The following is a 16,867-nucleotide window of genomic DNA, read 5'->3' on the forward strand; positions in this document are numbered from 1 at the left end:
GCGCCAACGCGGAGCGTTGGCAACTGACGACAACGCGGCAGATGCGCGTGCCAAGCCCCGCGACGCCGACATGATCCAAACGAGAGGCCCTAGGTCAGTCCCGCCGCGCGGGCCCGTTCCACCGCCGGGCCGATGGCCTTGGCCAGGGCCTCCACGTCGGCCTCCGTGGAGGTGTGGCCGAGGGAGAAGCGGAGGGTGCCGCGGGCCAGGTCGGGGTCGGTGCCGGTGGCCAGGAGGACGTGGCTGGGCTGGGCGACGCCGGCGGTGCAGGCGGAGCCGGTGGAGCACTCGATGCCCTGGGCGTCCAGCAGGAGCAGCAGGGAGTCGCCCTCGCAGCCGGGGAAGGTGAAGTGCGCGTTGGCCGGAAGCCGCCCCCCGGGGGCGGGGTCGCCGCCGAGGATCGCGTCCGGGACGGCCTCGCGGACCGCGGCGACCAGGTCGTCGCGCAGCCCGCCGATCTCGCGGGCGAACCACTCCTGCTGCTCGGCGGCGAGCCGCCCGGCCACCGCGAAGGAGGCGACGGCGGGGACGTCCAGGGTGCCGGAGCGGACATGGCGTTCCTGACCGCCGCCGTGCAGCACGGGCACGGGGGTGTGCTCGCGGCCCAGGAGCAGCGCGCCGATGCCGTACGGGCCGCCGATCTTGTGGCCGGACACGGTCATCGCGGCGAGCCCGGACGCGGCGAAGTCCACCGGTACCTGGCCGAAGGCCTGGACCGCGTCGGAGTGCAGCGGCACACCGAACTCGGCCGCGGTCTCGGCGAGTTCACGGACCGGCAGGACCGTCCCGATCTCGTTGTTGGCCCACATGACGGTGGCCAGGGCGACGTCGTCGGGGTCCCGGGCGATGGCCTCGCGCAGGGTGTCCGGGTGGACCCGGCCGTGGGAGTCGACCGGAAGGTACTCGACGGTGGCGCCCTCGTGCTCACCGAGCCAGTGGACGGCGTCGAGGACGGCGTGGTGCTCGACGGGACTGGCGAGGATCCGGGTGCGGGCCGGGTCCGCGTCGCGCCGGGACCAGTAGAGCCCCTTCACGGCGAGGTTGTCGGCCTCGGTCCCGCCGGAGGTGAGGACGATCTCGCTGGGGCGGGCGCCGAGGGCCTCGGCGAGGGTTTCGCGGGCCTCCTCGACGGTGCGCCGGGCGCGGCGGCCGGCCGCGTGGAGGGAGGAGGCGTTGCCGGTGACGCCCAGGTGCGCGGTGAGTGCCTCGACTGCCTCGGGAAGCATCGGGGTGGTCGCGGCGTGGTCGAGGTAAGCCATGGTGGGGCCGATTCTACGGGGCCCCGTGCCCCGGCCGCGGGTCGCGGCCGACCGGGATGCGCCGCTCGCTCAGAAGCTCCAGGAGATCGTGTCGTCCGCCTGCAGGAACGCGGCGAGGACCAGGAGGTCGGCGACGCCGAGTCCGAGCCCCAGGAGGGCGCGGCCGCGCCGGCCCGTGCCCCGCCGCAGCGCCACGGTCGCCAGCACGATGGCGGTCGGGCCGAGGAACACGTTGAGGACGAGCAGGCCCAGCAGGCCCAGGACGAAGGACGCGACGGCCATGCCGTCGGCGTCACGGAGACCGGTGCGTCGGGCGGCCGGTGCGGTGAGGTGCATGGTGATCGGCTCCCACGGTCGGTAGGGACGGGGGTCGGACGGTGCGGTCGCGGGTCAGTGCGCCGGGCCGCGGTGTCCGCGGCCGTGGCGCTCGCGCAGGGCGAAGACGCCGAGCCACACGGCGATGACGGCACCGGCGACGAGGGAGAAGGAGAGCGGGGCGTGGACGACGGTGCCCAGGGCGACGCCGAACAGCAGAAGCGTGGCGACGAGGAAGAGCATGAGTGGATCCCCCAGCTTCGGTGAACGGTTGTGGTTACAGCTGTTCACTGAGTTCCCGCTCCGGCGCGGGTCATGACTTCCCCGTCACGGAGAACAGTTGTTAACTGCATGGCATGAGTCACACCCTCGGCGTCCGGCAGGCCCAGAAGCAGAAGACACGGCGGGCGCTGCTCGACGCGGCGCTGGAACTGCTGGAGGAAAAGAGCCTGAGCAGCCTGGGGCTGCGTGAGGTCACCCGTGCGGTGGGGGTGGCGCCGACCGCCTTCTACCGGCACTTCCGCTCCATCGAGGACCTGGGGGTGGCGCTGGTCGAGGAGGCGCTGGGCAGCCTGCACCCGATGATCCGGACGATCGTGTCCACGACCGGGGACGGTGAGGAGCGCATCGCGCGGGCGATCGGGTTGATCGCCGGTCATGTCGAGGCGCATCCGGCGCACGTGCGGTTCATCGCCCGGGAGCGGCACGGCGGGGTGCAGTCGGTGCGGGAGGCGATACGGGGCCAGCTGGCGCTGTTCACCGCGGAGGTGGGGGAGGCGCTGGCGGAGGATCCGGTGTCCGCCGGGTGGGGGGAGGAGGATCTGACGATGCTGGCGCAGCTGTACGTCGATCAGATGCTCGTGACCGCTTCGGCGTTCCTGGAGGCCCCGGCGAGCGAGGCGGGGGCGCGGGAGCGGGCGTTCCGGATGGCGGCGCGCCGGATGCGGTTGATCGGGATCGGGCGTGCGCACTGGTTGGGCGGTGGGGCGGGCGGGGGCGGGTGAGGTTCTTCGCCCTCGCCGCCCCCGCCCGTCCCGCCCCCGGACCCCCGCTCCTGGAACGCCGGACGGGCCGGGGAGTGCCGGACGGGCCGGGGAGGATCAGGCCAGGCGGGCGCGGGCCAGTTGGCGGGACTGGGCCACCAGGCGGTCGGCGCTGTCCCAGACCTCGGCGTCCTCCTCCAGGAAGCCGCCGGCGAGGTTGCGGGTGGTGACGGAGACCCGCAGGGGGCCCGGAGCGGGGCGGGCGCGGACGTGGACGGTGAGTTCCACCGTCGGGACCCAGCCGGACAGCCCCAGTTCGAAGGCGGTCGGCGGCAGCGCGTCCACCGCGAGGAGCAGCGCGAACGGGTCGGGGTCGCGGCCGTCGGCGAAGCCGAACCAGGCCCGCATCTCCCCCTTGCCGGACGGCTGCCCGAGCGCCCAGCCCAGGGTCGAGGGGTCGAGCTTGAGCATCAGGCGCTCGGTGATGGCGGAACCGGCGTCGACCGGGGCGGGGCCGTCCTCGGGGCCGAAGCACTGCTCCATCGGCGGTATCGCGGGCGGCTCGGCCGTCGTACGGACGTCCTCCGGGAGGGAGTCCAGGTCGCCGTAGGAGGCCAGGACGCGGATGCGCTCCACCTCGCGGCCCTCCTCGTCGAGCTGGAAGAGGGAGGCCTGACCGGTCGACAGGGTCCGTCCGGTGCGCACGGTCTCGGTGCGGACGACCGCCGGGCCCGGCCGGGAGGCGGTGAGGTAGTGCGCCGAGACGGTGAACGGGTCGGCGTGCGGCAGGGCGTCCGCCAGCGCGCGGCCCAGGACGGCCAGCAGGTAGCCGCCGTTGACGGCGTTGAAGATCGTCCAGCCGGCGGAGAGGTCGATGTCGTAGACGCCGGGCGCGCGCGGGGTGAGCTCGGTGTCGCGGTCGAACTCACCGGCGCCGACGGCGGCGCGGAGGGGCTGGGCGGAGGCTGCTTCTGGCATGGTTGAACAGTACAAGAAGACAATACTAAGCGGTAGCTTTGTTCGTGTGTCCCGGGAGCTCCTCCTCCCGGACCGTCGAACGGCGGTGCCAGGCGCGGGGCGCCCGCCAGTGGTAGCGCATCGCGAGCAGGCGCAGCACGAAGGCCGCGACCACGGCGAGGCTGCTGGTCCCCGCGTTCAGCACGTCGTAGCGGATGCACAGCGCGGTCAGGGCGGCGCCCACGACGGCCGGGACGGCGTACAGGTCGCGGTCCCAGCGCAGCAGCGACGGCACCTCGTTGGCGAGCACGTCGCGCAGCACACCGCCGCCGACCGCGGTGGCCAGGCCCAGACAGGCGGAGGCGGTCAGGCCGAGGCCGTAGTCGTACGCCTTGGTCGTGCCGACGACGCAGAACAGGCCGAGGCCGGCCGCGTCGAACACGTTGACGCCGGCCTGGATGCGTTCCACGTGCGGGTGGAGGAAGAACACCAGGACCGTGGCGAGCAGCGGGGTGACGAAGTACCCCAGGTCCGTGAAGGCGGCGGGCGGCACGGCGCCGATCACCAGGTCGCGGAAGAGTCCGCCGCCGAGCGCGGTGACCTCGGCGAGTACGGCGATGCCGAAGACGTCGAAGTTCTTGCGGACGGCCAGCAGGGCGCCGGAGATCGCGAAGACGAAGATGCCGATCAGGTCGAGCGTGTGCAGGACGGACGGACTGAACAGTTGCTGGAGCACCCTCATATTCTCACCCAACAAGAACCCCTCGCCTTGCAAACCAAGGCGAGGGGTGGTGTGAACTTGCTGTCCGCAACCTTTCAGCGGAGCCGTGCGAGGCCCCGGGAAGGACGGCGGTCCGTCAGCCGGTCTTGTCCTGCTTCTTCTCCTCGCCGGACGCGTCCGGTCCCGCGGCGCCGCTGTCCTTCGCGACGGCGTCGCTGTCCTTCGCGACGGCGTCGGCCGTCCGGTCGCCCGGGGCCTCGGCCGCCGCCGGCACCTTCTCCTTGACCGCCGTGGCGTCCGGCTTGGTCGTCGAGTCGGCCGGCAGGAGTGCGGCGGGAACCTCCGCCTCCTCCTCGGTCCGCTCGACCACCACGCCTTCGCTCTCCTTGACGGCCTCGATGCCGGTGGGCCGGGTCAGCGCCAGCTTCCCCGACTCGATCTCCTCGGCGAAGTGGCAGGCCACCCGGTGGCCGCCGCCGACGTCCCGCAGCTCGGGCCGCTCGGTCGCGCAGCGCTCGGCCTGGGCCCACGGGCAGCGGGTGTGGAAGCGGCAGCCGCTGGGCGGGTTGGCCGGGGAGGGCAGGTCGCCGGTGAGCAGGATGCGCTCGCGCCTGTCCTCCACCTCCGGGTCCGGCACCGGCACGGCCGACATCAGGGCCTTGGTGTACGGGTGCTTCGGCTCGGCGTACAGCGCGTCGCTCGGCGCCTCCTCGACCAGCGAGCCCAGGTACATCACGCCGATCGTGTCGGAGATGTGCCGGACCACCGCGAGGTCGTGGGCGATCACCACGTAGGTCAGGCCGAGTTCCTCCTGGAGCTCGTCCAGCAGGTTGATGACCTGGGCCTGGACCGACACGTCGAGCGCGGAGACCGGCTCGTCGCAGATGATCACGTCGGGTTCGAGGACGAGCGCGCGGGCGATGCCGATGCGCTGGCGCTGGCCGCCGGAGAACTCGTGCGGGTAGCGGGAGAGCGCGTTGGAGGGCAGGCCGACCTTGTCCAGGATCGCCTTGATCTTCTCCCGGCGCTCCTCCTGGTCCTTGCCGATGCCGTGGGCGATCATGCCCTCGGACAGGATGGACTCGATGTTCTGCCGGGGGTTGAGCGAGCCCAGCGGGTCCTGGAAGACCATCTGGAGCCGGCGCCGGAAGCGGCGCATCTCCTCGCCGGGCAGCTTCGCCAGGTCGGTGCCGTCGAGGACGACGGAGCCCTCGGTGATGTCCACCAGCCGCAGCACCGACCGCCCGAGGGTGGTCTTGCCGCAGCCGGACTCGCCGACCAGACCGTAGGTCTCGCCGGCCTCGACCTTCAGGGACACTCCGTCCACGGCGTAGACGTGACCGACCGTGCGGTCGACGAAGATGCCCTTCTTGATGGGGAAGTGGACCTTGACGCCGTCCAGTTCGAGCAGGCTCATGCGGTGACCTCCTCGGCCTTCGCGTCGTCGAGTACGGGGTTGACGCACCGCACCTGGTGGCCGGCCGCGCGGGGCTCGGTGAGCTGCGGGGTGCCGGTCAGGCAGCCCATCTCGTACCGGTCGCAGCGGGGCGCGAAGGCGCAGCCGTCGGCCCAGGCGATGCGGTCGTTGATGGAGCCCCGGATGGGCTTGAGGGGCTCGCCCCGGGGAGCGTCCAGCCGCGGGATGGAGCCCAGCAGTCCGTGCGCGTAGGGGTGGGTCGGGTGGGCGAACAGCTCACGGCGCCCGGCGGACTCCACGGTCTTGCCCGCGTAGAGCACGTTGACCTGGTCGCAGAGGCCGGCGACCACGCCGAGGTCGTGGGTGATCATCAGCAGGGCGGTGCCCTCCTGGTCCACGAGCTCCTTGAGCAGTTCCAGGATCTGGGCCTGGATCGTCACGTCGAGGGCCGTGGTGGGCTCGTCGGCGATGAGCATGCGCGGGGCGCAGGCCACCGCCATGGCGATCAGCGCGCGCTGGCGCATACCGCCGGAGAGCTGGTGCGGGTACTCCTTGAGCCGCCGGGTCGGGTCGGGGATGCCGACCCGGTCCAGCAGGTGGGCGGCCTCCTTGCGGGCGGCCTCGCCCTTCAGTCCGCGGTGGCGCTCCAGGATCTCGGTGACCTGCACGCCGATCGGCACGACCGGGTTGAGCGAGGACAGCGGGTCCTGGAAGATCATCGCCATTTCGCTGCCGCGCAGGTCGCGGCGGGCGGAAGGGCTCATCGTGAACAGGTCCGTGCCGTCGAACTCGGCACGGCCGCCGATGGTGACGCCCTTGCTCGGGAGCAGGCCCATCAGGGCCAGGGAGGTGACGGACTTTCCGCAGCCGGACTCGCCGACCAGGCCCACGACCTGGCCCTGGTCGACCTCGAAGGAGACGCCGTCGACCGCCCGGGACTCCTTGCGGCCGCGGCCGCCGAAGGTGATGGTCAGTTCGTCGACATTGAGCAGAGACATGGTGGTTCAGCCCCTCAGCTTCGGGTCGAGGGCTTCCCGCATGGCCTCGCCGAGGAGGGTGAAGCCGAGGGCGGTGATGATGATGCCGACGGCGGGGTAGACCGCCATCATCGGCGCGTTGTCGAAGAACCGCTGTGCCTGGGTGAGCATGACGCCCCACTCGGGGATGGCCGGGTCGGGGTTGCCGAGGCCCAGGTAGGACAGGGCGGCCGCCTCGATGATCGCGGTGGCCAGGGAGAGCGTGGCCTGCACGATCACCGGGCTGAGCGAGTTGGGGATGATCTGCGAGAGGACGATGCGCCGCTTGCGCACACCGAGGGACTGGGCGGCGAGCACGTACTCCGCGCTGCCCTGGGCCAGCATGGAGCCGCGCAGCAGCCGGGCGAACACCGGGATCTGGACGACACCGACGGCGATCATCACGGTGGTCAGTGATTGCCCCATGACCGCGGCGATGGACACCGCGAGCAGCAGCGAGGGCATCGCCAGCATGATGTCGATGAAACGCATGATGACGGAGTCGATCCGCTTGCCGGTGTCGCCGCCGAGGGTGGCGAAGGCGCCGGCGAGGCCGCCGATCACGAAGCCGATGACCAGGCCGATCAGCGTGGCGACGACGCCGACGAGCAGCGTCTGACGGGCTCCGACCAGCATGCGGGAGAACATGTCCCGGCCGAGGTGGTCGAGCCCGAACCAGTTCTCGCCGCGTGCGCCGACGAACTCGCCCCGGTTGGGGAAGACCTCGTTCCGCCAGGTCTGGGCGGTCGGGGAGTGCGGGGCGATGTAGGGCCCGACGATCGCGAGGACGACGAACAGGGCGATGACGACCGCGCCGATGATCGCCATCTTGCTGCGCTTGAGGCGGCGGAAGGCCTCCCGCCAGAGGCTGGCGCCGGTGCTGGTCTCCTTGGTGGCGGCCAGTTCCGCGAGGCGCTGGATCTTGTCGGTCTTGGTGGCGACACTCATGTCAGTGCACCCGCACTCTCGGGTCGATGAGGCTGTACGCGAGGTCCACCAGCAGGTTGATCAGGACGTATATCAGCGCGATGAACATGATGAAACCGACGAGCACGGGGTAGTCGCGGCCGTCGATGGCGGTCCGGATGAAGGAGCCGATGCCACCGAAGGAGAACACGGACTCGGTCAGGACCGCGCCGGACAGCAGGGAGCCCGTGAGCAGGCCGACCGCGGTCACCACGGGGAGCATCGCGTTGCGCAGCACGTGCCGGCCGCGGATGACGCTCCGCTTGAGGCCCTTGGCCTCGGCGGTGCGGACGTAGTCCTCGTCCTGTACCTCGAGAACGCTGGCGCGGGTCATGCGCACGATGACGGCGAGCGGGATGGAGGCCAGGGCGACGGAGGGCAGGATCAGGTGCATGATCGCGTCCCAGGAGGCGTCGAACTCCCCGGTGAGGATGCCGTCCAGGACGGCGAAGCCGGTCACGTCGGTGGCGTTGATGCCGGTGTCCTGGCGCCCGAAGGCGGGGAAGATGCCGAGGTTGACGGCGAAGATCTGCTTCAGGAGCAGAGCCAGGAAGAAGACCGGGATGCAGATGCCGACGAGCGAGCCGGAGACGGACGTGACGTCGAGCCAGCCGCCTCGGTTGCGGGCCGCGAAGTAACCGAGCGGGACGCCGACGGCCACGGCGATGAGGATCGCGAGGAGGGACAGCTCCACGGTCGCGGGGAAGCGCAGGACGAACTCGTCCCACACCGGCTGTCCGGTCTGGGTGGAGGTGCCCAGGTCACCCTGGAAGATGCGCTTGAGGAAACGCCAGTACTGAACGTAGACGGGCTGGTCCAGCCCGAGCGCGCGGTTGATGCGCGCCACTTCGGCCTCGGTGGCCTTCTCCCCCAGGATCGCTGAGGCGGGTCCACCGGGCAGACGGTCGAGCCACAGGAAGAGCAGAACCGACAGGCCGAGCAGCGTGGGTATGAGCTGGAGCAGTCTTCGTACGACGAGACGCAGCACCCCGCATGCCCCTTTCTTGCGTGATGTCTTACATGAATGGACCCGCCCGGCCGCCGAGTTGCGACGACCGGGCGGACCCCCCGTTGTGGTTTCCTACCGCTGCTCGCCTACTTGAAGGAGGTCTCGGAGAAGACTTCCTGGGTCAGCGGGGAGACGTTCGGCGGGTTCACGTTCTTGGCGAAGGCGATGGCCGGCGGGGAGGACGAGACCGGGACGCCCGGGAGGTAGTCCATGATGACCTCGTTGGCCTTCTGGTACGCGGCGGTGCGCTCGTCGGCCTTGCCCAGCTTCGAGCCGGCGTTCACGGCGTCGAAGACCTTCTTGTCCTTGAAGCCCCACTGCTTGTCGTACCCGGCGAACCAGGTGCCGATGAAGTTGAAGCCGTCGTTGAAGTCACCGGTCCAGCCGAGCATGTGCAGGTCGCAGGAGCCCGCCTCGGTGGCGTCGATGTAGTCCGGGGCCCACTTCATGGCCTTCGGCGTGACGGTGATGCCGGCCTTCTCCAGGTCGGCCTTCATCAGCTCGAACAGGTCCTGCGGAGCGGGCATGTACGGGCGGGTGACCTCGGTCGGGTAGCAGAACTCGACCTTGAGCTTCTCCTCACCGGCCTTCTTGAGGAGCTTCTTCGCCGCGGCGGTGTCGTACGGGTACTTCGTGACGTTCTTGGAGTAGCCCGCGATGGTGTCCGGCATGAACTGGTCGGCGACCTTGCCGCCCTCGGGCAGCTGGGTCTTGACCAGGTTCTCCTTGTCGATCGCCTGGGCGATCGCCTGGCGGACTTCCTTCTTCTTGAGCGCCTTGTTGGCGCCCTGGCTCATGCCCACGTAGAAGAGGTTGAAGACGCCACGGGTCGGGACGACGTAGCCCTGGTCCTCGAGGGTCTTGACGTCGGCCGGGGCGACGAGGTCGTAACCGTCGATGTCACCGGCCTGGAGCGCCTGGCGGCGGCCCTCCTCGGTGTCGATGGTGCGGAAGACCAGGTTCTTGATCTTGGCCTTCTCGCCCCAGTAGTCGTCGAAGCGGGTCAGGCTGACTTCCTTGTTGCCCTTGTTCCACTTCGTGATCTTGTACGGGCCGGTACCGGCGACCGTGCCGGCCTCCTGGCTGTACTTGGGGTACGTGATGGCGTCGCCCTTGGCGGTCGCCTCCTCCTTCGCGTACTCCTTGAGGGCCTTGGGCGAGTGGATCGCCAGGGCCTGGAGGGAGAAGCCGCCGGGGAGGTTGGCGGAGGGCTTCTTGACCTCGATGACGGCGGTGTTCTCGTCCTTCGCGGTGCAGGACTTGTAGTTCGCCTCGGGCGTCTCCTTGTCCTCGTTCTTCGCGAAGCCGCCCATGATGGTCTGCCAGTAGTACGAGACCGCGCTGGACTGGTAGGTGCCCTTCCAGTTGAACCAGTGGTCGTAGTTGGCGCAGACCGCCGCGGCGTTGAACGTCTCGCCGTCGTGGAACTTCACGCCCTTGCGGAGGTTGAAGGTCCAGACGGTGCCCTTGTCGTTGCTCGACCAGGTCTCGGCGAGGCCGCCGACCAGCTTGGTGCCGCCGGACTCGTGCTCGAGCAGGGCCTCGAACGCCTGGCGCGTCACGCGGAAGGTTTCACCGTCGCTCGCGAGGGCAGGGTCCAGGGAGCCGGGGTCGCCTGCACCGGCGAAGACGAAGGTGTCCTTCTTGCCGTCGCTCTTGTTGTCAGCGTCCCGTTCGCTGGAGCAGCCCGTGGCGATCAGACCGACCGCCACCGCGGCCGTGATCGCCCGAGCGGTTCGGGACTTGAATATGCGCATATTGGGGCCACTCCGGGTCCGCTATGTGGATGCATCTTGACCGGCCGAACACTACAGACGTTCACAGTCGGTCAGGAACAGTCCGGATAGCGGTGATACCTACCTGAGATCTGAACAGTTGACATAAGGGACGGTTCAGGCGTCCCCCCGTCAAGATTTAACCCGCCGGACATGAAAGCGCCCTCCCTGCAACCGCCCAGGTGACGCCCGACGGCGTGAAGAACGGGTGAAACCGCAGGTGACAGGTGGTCAACGGGATGTCGCGGAACGCGCATGGCCAAAAATCTGGCGGGAAACCAACGCTGCGTGACGGTCCGGGCGGACAGCTCGGCCCGGACCGTCGTCCCTGTCCGCTCCGTGGACGGTGACGCGGCGTCACCACGTGCGGTGAGCGGCCCGGGTCAGCCCCGGTGCGGGGGCGGGTAGCCGTAGGCCGCGGCGGGGGACGCCGCGGCGCCGTGGGCCTCGCGGTCGTAGAAGGGGCGGGAGTTGACGCGCAGCCACATCGCGACCGGGTCGTGCTCGTCGGAGAGCGCGACGGTCGACACGGGCAGTCCGTCCGGGACCGCGCCGAGGGACTGCCGCATCATCGCGCGGACGGCGTCCACGGCGGGCGGGGAGGTGTCGTACACGTCCAGGCCGATGGCGAGGTACGGGGCGCCCAGTGCGGGCTGCACCCAGGCGCGGCGCAGGGTGCGGACGGCCGGGGTGCGGTGGGCGTTCTGCGCGAGGAGGGCGTAGAACTGCGGGATCTCGATGGCCGGTTCGGACAGCCGCAGCGGTCCGGCGGGCTGGCGGTCCAGTCCGCCGGCGATCCGGCGCAGATCCAGCCAGGGGATGCCGACCCCGCCGCCGGGGGCGTGCGGATTGAGCCAGAGCCCGTGGTGGTCGGGATACAGGGCGCGGGCCACGTCGAGGCCGTCGACCACCTCGTACGACCGGTTCCAGCCGCTGGCGGACAGTTCCTGGGCGGAGGTGACGCAGGGCACGTAGCCGAAGCCGTCGACCTCCATGCTTCCGTACTGGGCGTCCGGGGAGCCGGCCTGGCCGTGCCAGAGCAGCATCCAGACCCGGCCGGAGGAGGGGGTCGCCAGAGCGCGCAGCAACGCCTCGTACGCGTCGTAACGCCCGGGCGTCACCTGGCGCAGCATGTGCTCGACCTGCCCGGCCGCCGCGGTGCCAGCGCTCACTTGTATCGCCCCTCCGTACCTCGCCAGCCAACGCACCTAGCTTAAGCCGACGCCGCGCGGCGGGCTGCGGTGCGGCGGACCACCGTGCGGCGAGTGCGGAAGGGCCCGGGGCCGCGGCGCCTGGGCGGGGGCGGGCCCGTCACGGCTTGTCGCGCCCGCGCCGCGGAGCCGCACACCGGTACGGCCCCACGCCCCGGGGGTTGGACGCGCCCGCGCCGCGGAGCCGCACACCGGTACGGCCCCGCACCCCCAGGGGGTCAGAGCTCGCGCTGGTAGAAGGGACGGACCCTGGTGCGGAGCCAGTCGCCGACCGGGTCCTGGGCGATGTCCAGGACGATGAGGTTGACCGGCCAGGGGGCGGGGGCCCGGCCCAGGGCGCGGCCCAGGGCGTCCAGCGGGAGGGCGCGGGCGTCGCCCTCCCAGCCGGAGAGTTCCACGCCGACGAAGAGGACCGGGTCGGCCGTCTCGATCGCGGCGAGGCAGCGGCGGGCGGCGGTCACCACGCCGATGGAGTCGAACTCCGCCGAGGCCGCGGCGAGGAAGTCCAGCGGGTCGTCCTGCCAGTCGGGCTCGAACAGCCGCACCCGGCCGCCGGACGCCGGGCCGTCCAGCGGGCCGCGTCCGGCCCGGCACAGTTCGGCGACGGCCGGCGGCGGCAGCGGGATGCCGACCACGCCGCCGGGGTTCACCGCGATCCCGGCCTGCGGCGGCAGACCGCGGGCGAACTCCACGGCGGGCGCGACGGTGTACGACAGGTGGGGGCCGACGACCTGGCGGAACTGTTCCTCGGAGCTGAAGACGGGGACGTAGGCCTGGCCGTCGATCTCCAGGGTGGGCAGGTCCAGCGGGCCGCTGTCCGGACCGCCGCCGTTCGGCAGCGGGACCCAGACGAAGCTGCGGCCCAGCACCTCGACGACCCTGCCGCCCGCCGAGGGGACGCCGAGGGAGGCGGAGAGCACCTCCTCCAGCTCGTTGCCGGGCCACCCGCCGTGCGGATGGGGGTGCGCCTGTGCCGGGAAGTCCGCCGGGAAGTCCATCTGCCTACCGCCTGCTGCCTGGAACCACTGCTGTGGCTGGAAAGGCTATCCGGTCAGCCCGTGAAGCCGATCCGGCGCAGCGCGTCCGCCGCGTCCCGGTCGATCAGGACCGCCGAACCGCAGCCCGCCGGCAGGGCGCCCCGCTCCACCGCGCGCAGCAGCCGCTCGCTCGCCGCGCGGTGGCGCAGGAACGCGTACCGGGAGACGCCGCGCCCGCGTTCCCGCTGACCGGCCAGGGCCTGCTGCGGGGTGACGTCGAGCAGCAGCAGGTGCAGGCTCGCGCCCCGGCGGCGTGCCTCGCGGGCCAGCCAGCGGCGCACCCAGGCCTGCGTACCGCAGTCGTGCACGACGACCGGACCGCCGGAGCGCAGGGCGCGGCGCAGCCCGGCGTAGTGGGCGAGCCGGACCAGCGGGCGGTAGACCGCGTACGGCAGGAGGCGCGGCATGCGGGCGTCCCAGCGGTCGCGGGTGTCCTGGGAGTCGACGCGCACGCCGTGCACCGCGCGGCGCATCAGCGTGGACTTGCCGCTGCCGGGGAGCCCGGTGACCGCGACGAGGTCCCGGGGCCCGAAGAGCAGGGCGCGCGGGCTGCGGCCGGCCCGTGCGCGCAGGTCGCGGACGACGGGCGCCGGGAGCGCGCCGCGGGCCCGCCGGGCCGGCGCGGCCGGCTGCGGGGGCAGCGCGACGCCCGTGGTGGTGGCGCACGCCGTGGTCCTGTTCACCGAGATCGTCCTCCCCTGGGGCCAGGTACGAGTACCGATCCCCGCCGAGTGTAAAAAGAAAGTAATGCCGGCGCCTCTCGTTTCCGTCCGTTTCCTGGAACAGGCTCGTCACAGCTCCCCGTGACGGCACCCGCACGCCCCGTGCACCCCCCTGGGAAGGGTCCCCCTGCCGCCTCCCCGTGATGCGTGCAATGATGTGCGCGCCAACTGCATACCGGCCGTTTGAATCCGCGCGGGAGAGTCCCCGGCACCGTTTGCCGCCGGGGCGCCGAAGGAGCAAGTCCCTCCCTTGAATCTCTCAGGCCCCGTTACCGCGCGGGCGAGGCACATCTGAAAAGCGGGCCGTCCCGGGGCATCCAGCGGTGCTCCGGCGGCTCCACCCAAGGTGCAAGCCAGGACCGTCCCCTGCGTGGGCGTCGTGGCGAACCTCTCAGGTTCCGATGACAGATGGGGAGGAACGTCCTCGCCTTCCCCGCGCTCGAACGAACTCGCGCGGGGGGACCCCCATCGCCCTGGGAGACCGACCGATGAGCAGTACCGAACCCCGTCGGACCGCGCTCGACGCCCTGCACCGTTCGCTCGGCGCGACGATGACCGACTTCGCCGGCTGGGACATGCCGCTGCGCTACGGCTCCGAGCGCGACGAGCACAACGCCGTCCGCACGAAGGCCGGCCTGTTCGACCTCTCCCACATGGGCGAGATCACCGTCACCGGCCCCCGGGCCGCCGCCCTCCTCGACCACGCCCTGGTGGGCGACATCGGGGGCGTCAAGCCGGGCCGCGCCCGCTACACCATGATCTGCCGCGAGGACGGCGGCATCCTGGACGACCTGATCGTCTACCGGCTGGACGACACCGCGTACCTGGTGGTCGCCAACGCCTCCAACGCCCAGGTGGTCCTGGACGCCCTGCGGGAGCGCTCGGCCGGCTTCGACGCCGAGGTCCGCGACGACCGCGACGCCTACGCGCTGCTCGCCGTGCAGGGCCCCGAGTCGCAGGGGATCCTCGCCTCGCTCACCGACGCCGACCTGGACGGTCTGAAGTACTACGCCGGCCTGCCCGGCACGGTCGCCGGCGTCCCCGCGCTCATCGCCCGTACCGGCTACACCGGTGAGGACGGCTTCGAGCTGTTCGTGGAGCCCGGGCACGCGGTGGAGCTGTGGCAGGCGCTGACCAAGGCGGGCGAGGGCGCCGGGCTGGTCCCGTGCGGGCTGTCCTGCCGGGACACGCTGCGCCTGGAGGCGGGCATGCCGCTGTACGGCAACGAGCTGAGCACCTCCCTCACGCCCTTCGACGCCGGTCTCGGCCGGGTGGTGAAGTTCGAGAAGGAGGGCGACTTCGTGGGCCGCGCCGCCCTGGCCGAGGCCGCCGAGCGGGCCGCCTCCGAGCCCCCGCGCGTCCTGGTGGGCCTGGTCGCCGAGGGCCGCCGGGTGCCCCGCGCCGGGTACGCGGTGGTGGCCGGCGGCGAGGTGGTCGGCGAGGTCACCTCCGGCGCCCCCTCCCCCACGCTGGGCAAGCCGATCGCGATGGCGTACGTCGACGCCGCGCACGCGGCGCCGGGCACCGAGGGCGTCGGCGTGGACATCCGCGGCAGCCACGAGCCGTACCAGGTCGTGGCGCTGCCGTTCTACAAGCGCCGGAAGTGACACCGTCGTCGGACGGCTCCCCCTTCTGAGGTGAGCACGTCGTGCCTGCTCACCGCGGTGCACACAGTCCCCACCGTCATCAGCAGTCCCCCGCGTACAGGAGAATTCAGGCCATGAGCAACCCCCAGCAGCTGCGTTACAGCAAGGAGCACGAGTGGCTGTCGGCCGCCGAGGACGGCGTGTCGACGGTCGGCATCACGGAGCACGCGGCCAACGCGCTCGGCGACGTGGTCTTCGTCCAGCTCCCCGAGGTCGGTGACAGCGTGACCGCGGGCGAGACCTGCGGCGAGCTGGAGTCCACCAAGTCGGTCAGCGACCTGTACTCCCCGGTCAGCGGCGAGATCACCGAGATCAACGAGGACGTGGTGAACGACCCGTCGCTGGTGAACTCGGCCCCCTTCGAGGGCGGCTGGCTGTTCAAGGTGCGGGTCACCGACGAGCCGGCCGACCTGCTGACCGCCGCCGAGTACGACGCCGAGATCGCCGGCTGAGGAGCCTGTAGCCGCATGTCCGTTCTGAACACGCCCCTGCACGAGCTCGACCCGGCGGTGGCCGCCGCGGTCGACGCCGAGCTGCACCGCCAGCAGTCCACCCTCGAGATGATCGCCTCGGAGAACTTCGCCCCGGTCGCGGTCATGGAGGCCCAGGGCTCGGTCCTCACCAACAAGTACGCCGAGGGCTACCCCGGCCGCCGCTACTACGGCGGCTGCGAGCACGTCGACGTGATCGAGCAGATCGCCATCGACCGGGTCAAGGAGCTCTTCGGCGCCGAGCACGCCAACGTGCAGCCGCACTCCGGCGCGCAGGCCAACGCCGCCGCGATGTTCGCGCTGCTCAAGCCCGGTGACACGATCATGGGCCTGAACCTCGCGCACGGCGGGCACCTGACCCACGGCATGAAGATCAACTTCTCCGGCAAGCTCTACGACGTGGTCGCGTACCACGTGGACGACACCGGCGTCGTCGACATGGCCGAGGTCGAGCGTCTGGCCAAGGAGAGCAAGCCGAAGCTGATCGTGGCCGGCTGGTCGGCGTACCCGCGTCAGCTGGACTTCGCCGCGTTCCGCCGGATCGCGGACGAGGTCGGCGCGTACCTGATGGTCGACATGGCGCACTTCGCCGGCCTGGTCGCCGCGGGCCTGCACCCGAACCCGGTGCCGCACGCCCACGTGGTGACGACCACCACCCACAAGACCCTCGGCGGTCCGCGCGGCGGGGTGATCCTCTCCACGGCCGAGCTGGCCAAGAAGATCAACTCCGCGGTCTTCCCCGGCCAGCAGGGCGGCCCGCTGGAGCACGTGGTCGCCGCCAAGGCGGTCGCGTTCAAGGTGTGCGCCTCCGAGGAGTTCAAGGAGCGCCAGCGCCGCACCCTGGAGGGCGCCCGCATCCTGGCCGAGCGCCTGGTCCAGGACGACGTCAAGGCCGTGGGCGTGGACGTGCTGTCCGGCGGCACCGACGTGCACCTGGTCCTGGTCGACCTGCGCGCCTCCGAGCTGGACGGACAGCAGGCCGAGGACCGGCTGCACGAGGTCGGCATCACGGTCAACCGCAACGCGATCCCGAACGACCCGCGTCCGCCGATGGTCACCTCGGGCCTGCGCATCGGTACGCCCGCGCTGGCCACCCGCGGCTTCACGGCCGAGGACTTCACCGAGGTCGCGGACGTGATCGCCGAGGCGCTGAAGCCGTCCTTCGACGCGGAGGCACTCCGGGCCCGGGTCACGGCGCTCGCCGCCAAGCACCCGCTCTACCCCGGTCTGCGGTAATTCCGTACGCTTTGGTCCGTACGGACGTCAGGGGCATCGCGCACACTGGGTCAGTGGGCGCGGTGCCCCGCACCATGCACCCGCATGAACGTTTCCTCTTCCTTCC

Annotated in this window: 17 protein-coding genes and 2 riboswitches; of the genes, 4 read left to right on the forward strand and 13 right to left on the reverse strand. The window is 71.3% G+C overall.

Features of this window, described 5'->3' with window-relative positions:
- Nucleotides 1-89 precede the first annotated feature (89 nt).
- From ABTY20_RS14705 to ABTY20_RS14715, 3 genes are all read right to left on the reverse strand, one after another.
- Nucleotides 90-1,259 (reverse strand): cysteine desulfurase family protein, encoded by a 1,170-nt coding sequence (locus tag ABTY20_RS14705; RefSeq protein ID WP_351997371.1) that lies wholly within the window; start codon nt 1,257-1,259, stop codon nt 90-92.
- A 69-nt stretch (nt 1,260-1,328) separates the two neighbouring features.
- Nucleotides 1,329-1,595: a DUF4190 domain-containing protein gene (locus ABTY20_RS14710; protein ID WP_351997372.1), complete on the reverse strand. Its 267-nt coding sequence runs from the start codon at nt 1,593-1,595 to the stop codon at nt 1,329-1,331.
- 54 nt (nt 1,596-1,649) lie between these two features.
- The gene (locus ABTY20_RS14715) at nt 1,650-1,817 is read right to left on the reverse strand and encodes a hypothetical protein (RefSeq protein WP_351997373.1); all 168 of its coding nucleotides are present in this window, start codon (nt 1,815-1,817) and stop codon (nt 1,650-1,652) included.
- Nucleotides 1,818-1,930: 113 nt separating this feature from the next.
- On the opposite strand from ABTY20_RS14715, the gene ABTY20_RS14720 reads away from it, so the two are divergent.
- On the forward strand, nt 1,931-2,578 hold the full coding sequence (locus tag ABTY20_RS14720) for a TetR family transcriptional regulator (protein ID WP_351997374.1): 648 nt from the start codon (nt 1,931-1,933) through the stop codon (nt 2,576-2,578).
- A 96-nt stretch (nt 2,579-2,674) separates the two neighbouring features.
- Here ABTY20_RS14720 and ABTY20_RS14725 read toward each other — a convergent pair whose 3' ends face one another.
- The 10 genes from ABTY20_RS14725 to ABTY20_RS14770 all read right to left on the reverse strand — a co-directional run bounded on the left by ABTY20_RS14725 (nt 2,675) and on the right by ABTY20_RS14770 (nt 13,349).
- Nucleotides 2,675-3,535 (reverse strand): thioesterase family protein, encoded by an 861-nt coding sequence (locus ABTY20_RS14725; RefSeq protein ID WP_351997375.1) that lies wholly within the window; start codon nt 3,533-3,535, stop codon nt 2,675-2,677.
- 25 nt (nt 3,536-3,560) lie between these two features.
- Nucleotides 3,561-4,250 (reverse strand): trimeric intracellular cation channel family protein, encoded by a 690-nt coding sequence (locus ABTY20_RS14730; RefSeq protein ID WP_351997376.1) that lies wholly within the window; start codon nt 4,248-4,250, stop codon nt 3,561-3,563.
- Nucleotides 4,251-4,371: 121 nt separating this feature from the next.
- Entirely contained in the window at nt 4,372-5,652 is a 1,281-nt protein-coding gene (locus ABTY20_RS14735; protein ID WP_351997377.1) for an ABC transporter ATP-binding protein, read from the reverse strand.
- On the reverse strand, nt 5,649-6,650 hold the full coding sequence (locus ABTY20_RS14740; protein ID WP_351997378.1) for an ABC transporter ATP-binding protein: 1,002 nt from the start codon (nt 6,648-6,650) through the stop codon (nt 5,649-5,651). Before ABTY20_RS14740 ends, ABTY20_RS14735 begins: the two co-directional genes overlap by 4 nt.
- A 6-nt stretch (nt 6,651-6,656) precedes the next feature.
- Nucleotides 6,657-7,616, reverse strand: coding sequence for an ABC transporter permease (locus ABTY20_RS14745; protein ID WP_351997379.1), 960 nt, complete (start codon nt 7,614-7,616; stop codon nt 6,657-6,659).
- Nucleotide 7,617: 1 nt separating this feature from the next.
- Nucleotides 7,618-8,622 (reverse strand): ABC transporter permease, encoded by a 1,005-nt coding sequence (locus ABTY20_RS14750; protein ID WP_351997380.1) that lies wholly within the window; start codon nt 8,620-8,622, stop codon nt 7,618-7,620.
- Between the two features lie 107 nt (nt 8,623-8,729).
- Nucleotides 8,730-10,400, reverse strand: coding sequence for an ABC transporter substrate-binding protein (locus tag ABTY20_RS14755; RefSeq protein WP_351997381.1), 1,671 nt, complete (start codon nt 10,398-10,400; stop codon nt 8,730-8,732).
- 401 nt (nt 10,401-10,801) lie between these two features.
- On the reverse strand, nt 10,802-11,590 hold the full coding sequence (locus ABTY20_RS14760; protein ID WP_351997382.1) for an enhanced serine sensitivity protein SseB C-terminal domain-containing protein: 789 nt from the start codon (nt 11,588-11,590) through the stop codon (nt 10,802-10,804).
- Between the two features lie 257 nt (nt 11,591-11,847).
- The gene (locus ABTY20_RS14765; protein ID WP_351997383.1) at nt 11,848-12,627 is read right to left on the reverse strand and encodes an enhanced serine sensitivity protein SseB; all 780 of its coding nucleotides are present in this window, start codon (nt 12,625-12,627) and stop codon (nt 11,848-11,850) included.
- Between the two features lie 53 nt (nt 12,628-12,680).
- The gene (locus tag ABTY20_RS14770) at nt 12,681-13,349 is read right to left on the reverse strand and encodes an AAA family ATPase (RefSeq protein WP_351997384.1); all 669 of its coding nucleotides are present in this window, start codon (nt 13,347-13,349) and stop codon (nt 12,681-12,683) included.
- Between the two features lie 223 nt (nt 13,350-13,572).
- A riboswitch (glycine riboswitch) is annotated at nt 13,573-13,673 on the forward strand.
- A riboswitch (glycine riboswitch) is annotated at nt 13,674-13,806 on the forward strand.
- A 70-nt stretch (nt 13,807-13,876) separates the two neighbouring features.
- On the opposite strand from ABTY20_RS14770, the gene gcvT reads away from it, so the two are divergent.
- From gcvT to glyA, 3 genes are all read left to right on the forward strand, one after another.
- Nucleotides 13,877-14,995 (forward strand): glycine cleavage system aminomethyltransferase GcvT, encoded by a 1,119-nt coding sequence (gene gcvT, locus ABTY20_RS14775; protein ID WP_351997385.1) that lies wholly within the window; start codon nt 13,877-13,879, stop codon nt 14,993-14,995.
- 113 nt (nt 14,996-15,108) lie between these two features.
- Nucleotides 15,109-15,486, forward strand: coding sequence for a glycine cleavage system protein GcvH (gcvH, locus tag ABTY20_RS14780; RefSeq protein ID WP_351997386.1), 378 nt, complete (start codon nt 15,109-15,111; stop codon nt 15,484-15,486).
- A 15-nt stretch (nt 15,487-15,501) separates the two neighbouring features.
- Nucleotides 15,502-16,761, forward strand: a complete 1,260-nt coding sequence (glyA, locus tag ABTY20_RS14785) for a serine hydroxymethyltransferase (RefSeq protein WP_351997387.1) — start codon at nt 15,502-15,504, stop codon at nt 16,759-16,761.
- Nucleotides 16,762-16,867 lie beyond the last annotated feature (106 nt).

The sequence above is a fragment of the Streptomyces sp. NPDC126497 genome, assembly GCF_040302425.1.
In the GTDB taxonomy this organism is placed as follows: Bacteria; Actinomycetota; Actinomycetes; order Streptomycetales; family Streptomycetaceae; genus Streptomyces.

Excerpts from the sequence above, each read along its gene's own strand:
- ABTY20_RS14705 (WP_351997371.1), bottom strand. The coding sequence starts at position 1,259 with ATGGCTTACCTCGACCACGCCGCGACCACCCCGATGCTTCCCGAGGCA.
- ABTY20_RS14710 (WP_351997372.1), bottom strand. The coding sequence starts at position 1,595 with ATGCACCTCACCGCACCGGCCGCCCGACGCACCGGTCTCCGTGACGCC.
- ABTY20_RS14715 (WP_351997373.1), bottom strand. The coding sequence starts at position 1,817 with ATGCTCTTCCTCGTCGCCACGCTTCTGCTGTTCGGCGTCGCCCTGGGC.
- ABTY20_RS14720 (WP_351997374.1), top strand. The coding sequence starts at position 1,931 with ATGAGTCACACCCTCGGCGTCCGGCAGGCCCAGAAGCAGAAGACACGG.
- ABTY20_RS14725 (WP_351997375.1), bottom strand. The coding sequence starts at position 3,535 with ATGCCAGAAGCAGCCTCCGCCCAGCCCCTCCGCGCCGCCGTCGGCGCC.
- ABTY20_RS14735 (WP_351997377.1), bottom strand. The coding sequence starts at position 5,652 with ATGAGCCTGCTCGAACTGGACGGCGTCAAGGTCCACTTCCCCATCAAG.
- ABTY20_RS14740 (WP_351997378.1), bottom strand. The coding sequence starts at position 6,650 with ATGTCTCTGCTCAATGTCGACGAACTGACCATCACCTTCGGCGGCCGC.
- ABTY20_RS14745 (WP_351997379.1), bottom strand. The coding sequence starts at position 7,616 with ATGAGTGTCGCCACCAAGACCGACAAGATCCAGCGCCTCGCGGAACTG.
- ABTY20_RS14755 (WP_351997381.1), bottom strand. The coding sequence starts at position 10,400 with ATGCGCATATTCAAGTCCCGAACCGCTCGGGCGATCACGGCCGCGGTG.
- ABTY20_RS14765 (WP_351997383.1), bottom strand. The coding sequence starts at position 12,627 with ATGGACTTCCCGGCGGACTTCCCGGCACAGGCGCACCCCCATCCGCAC.
- gcvT (WP_351997385.1), top strand. The coding sequence starts at position 13,877 with ATGAGCAGTACCGAACCCCGTCGGACCGCGCTCGACGCCCTGCACCGT.
- gcvH (WP_351997386.1), top strand. The coding sequence starts at position 15,109 with ATGAGCAACCCCCAGCAGCTGCGTTACAGCAAGGAGCACGAGTGGCTG.
- glyA (WP_351997387.1), top strand. The coding sequence starts at position 15,502 with ATGTCCGTTCTGAACACGCCCCTGCACGAGCTCGACCCGGCGGTGGCC.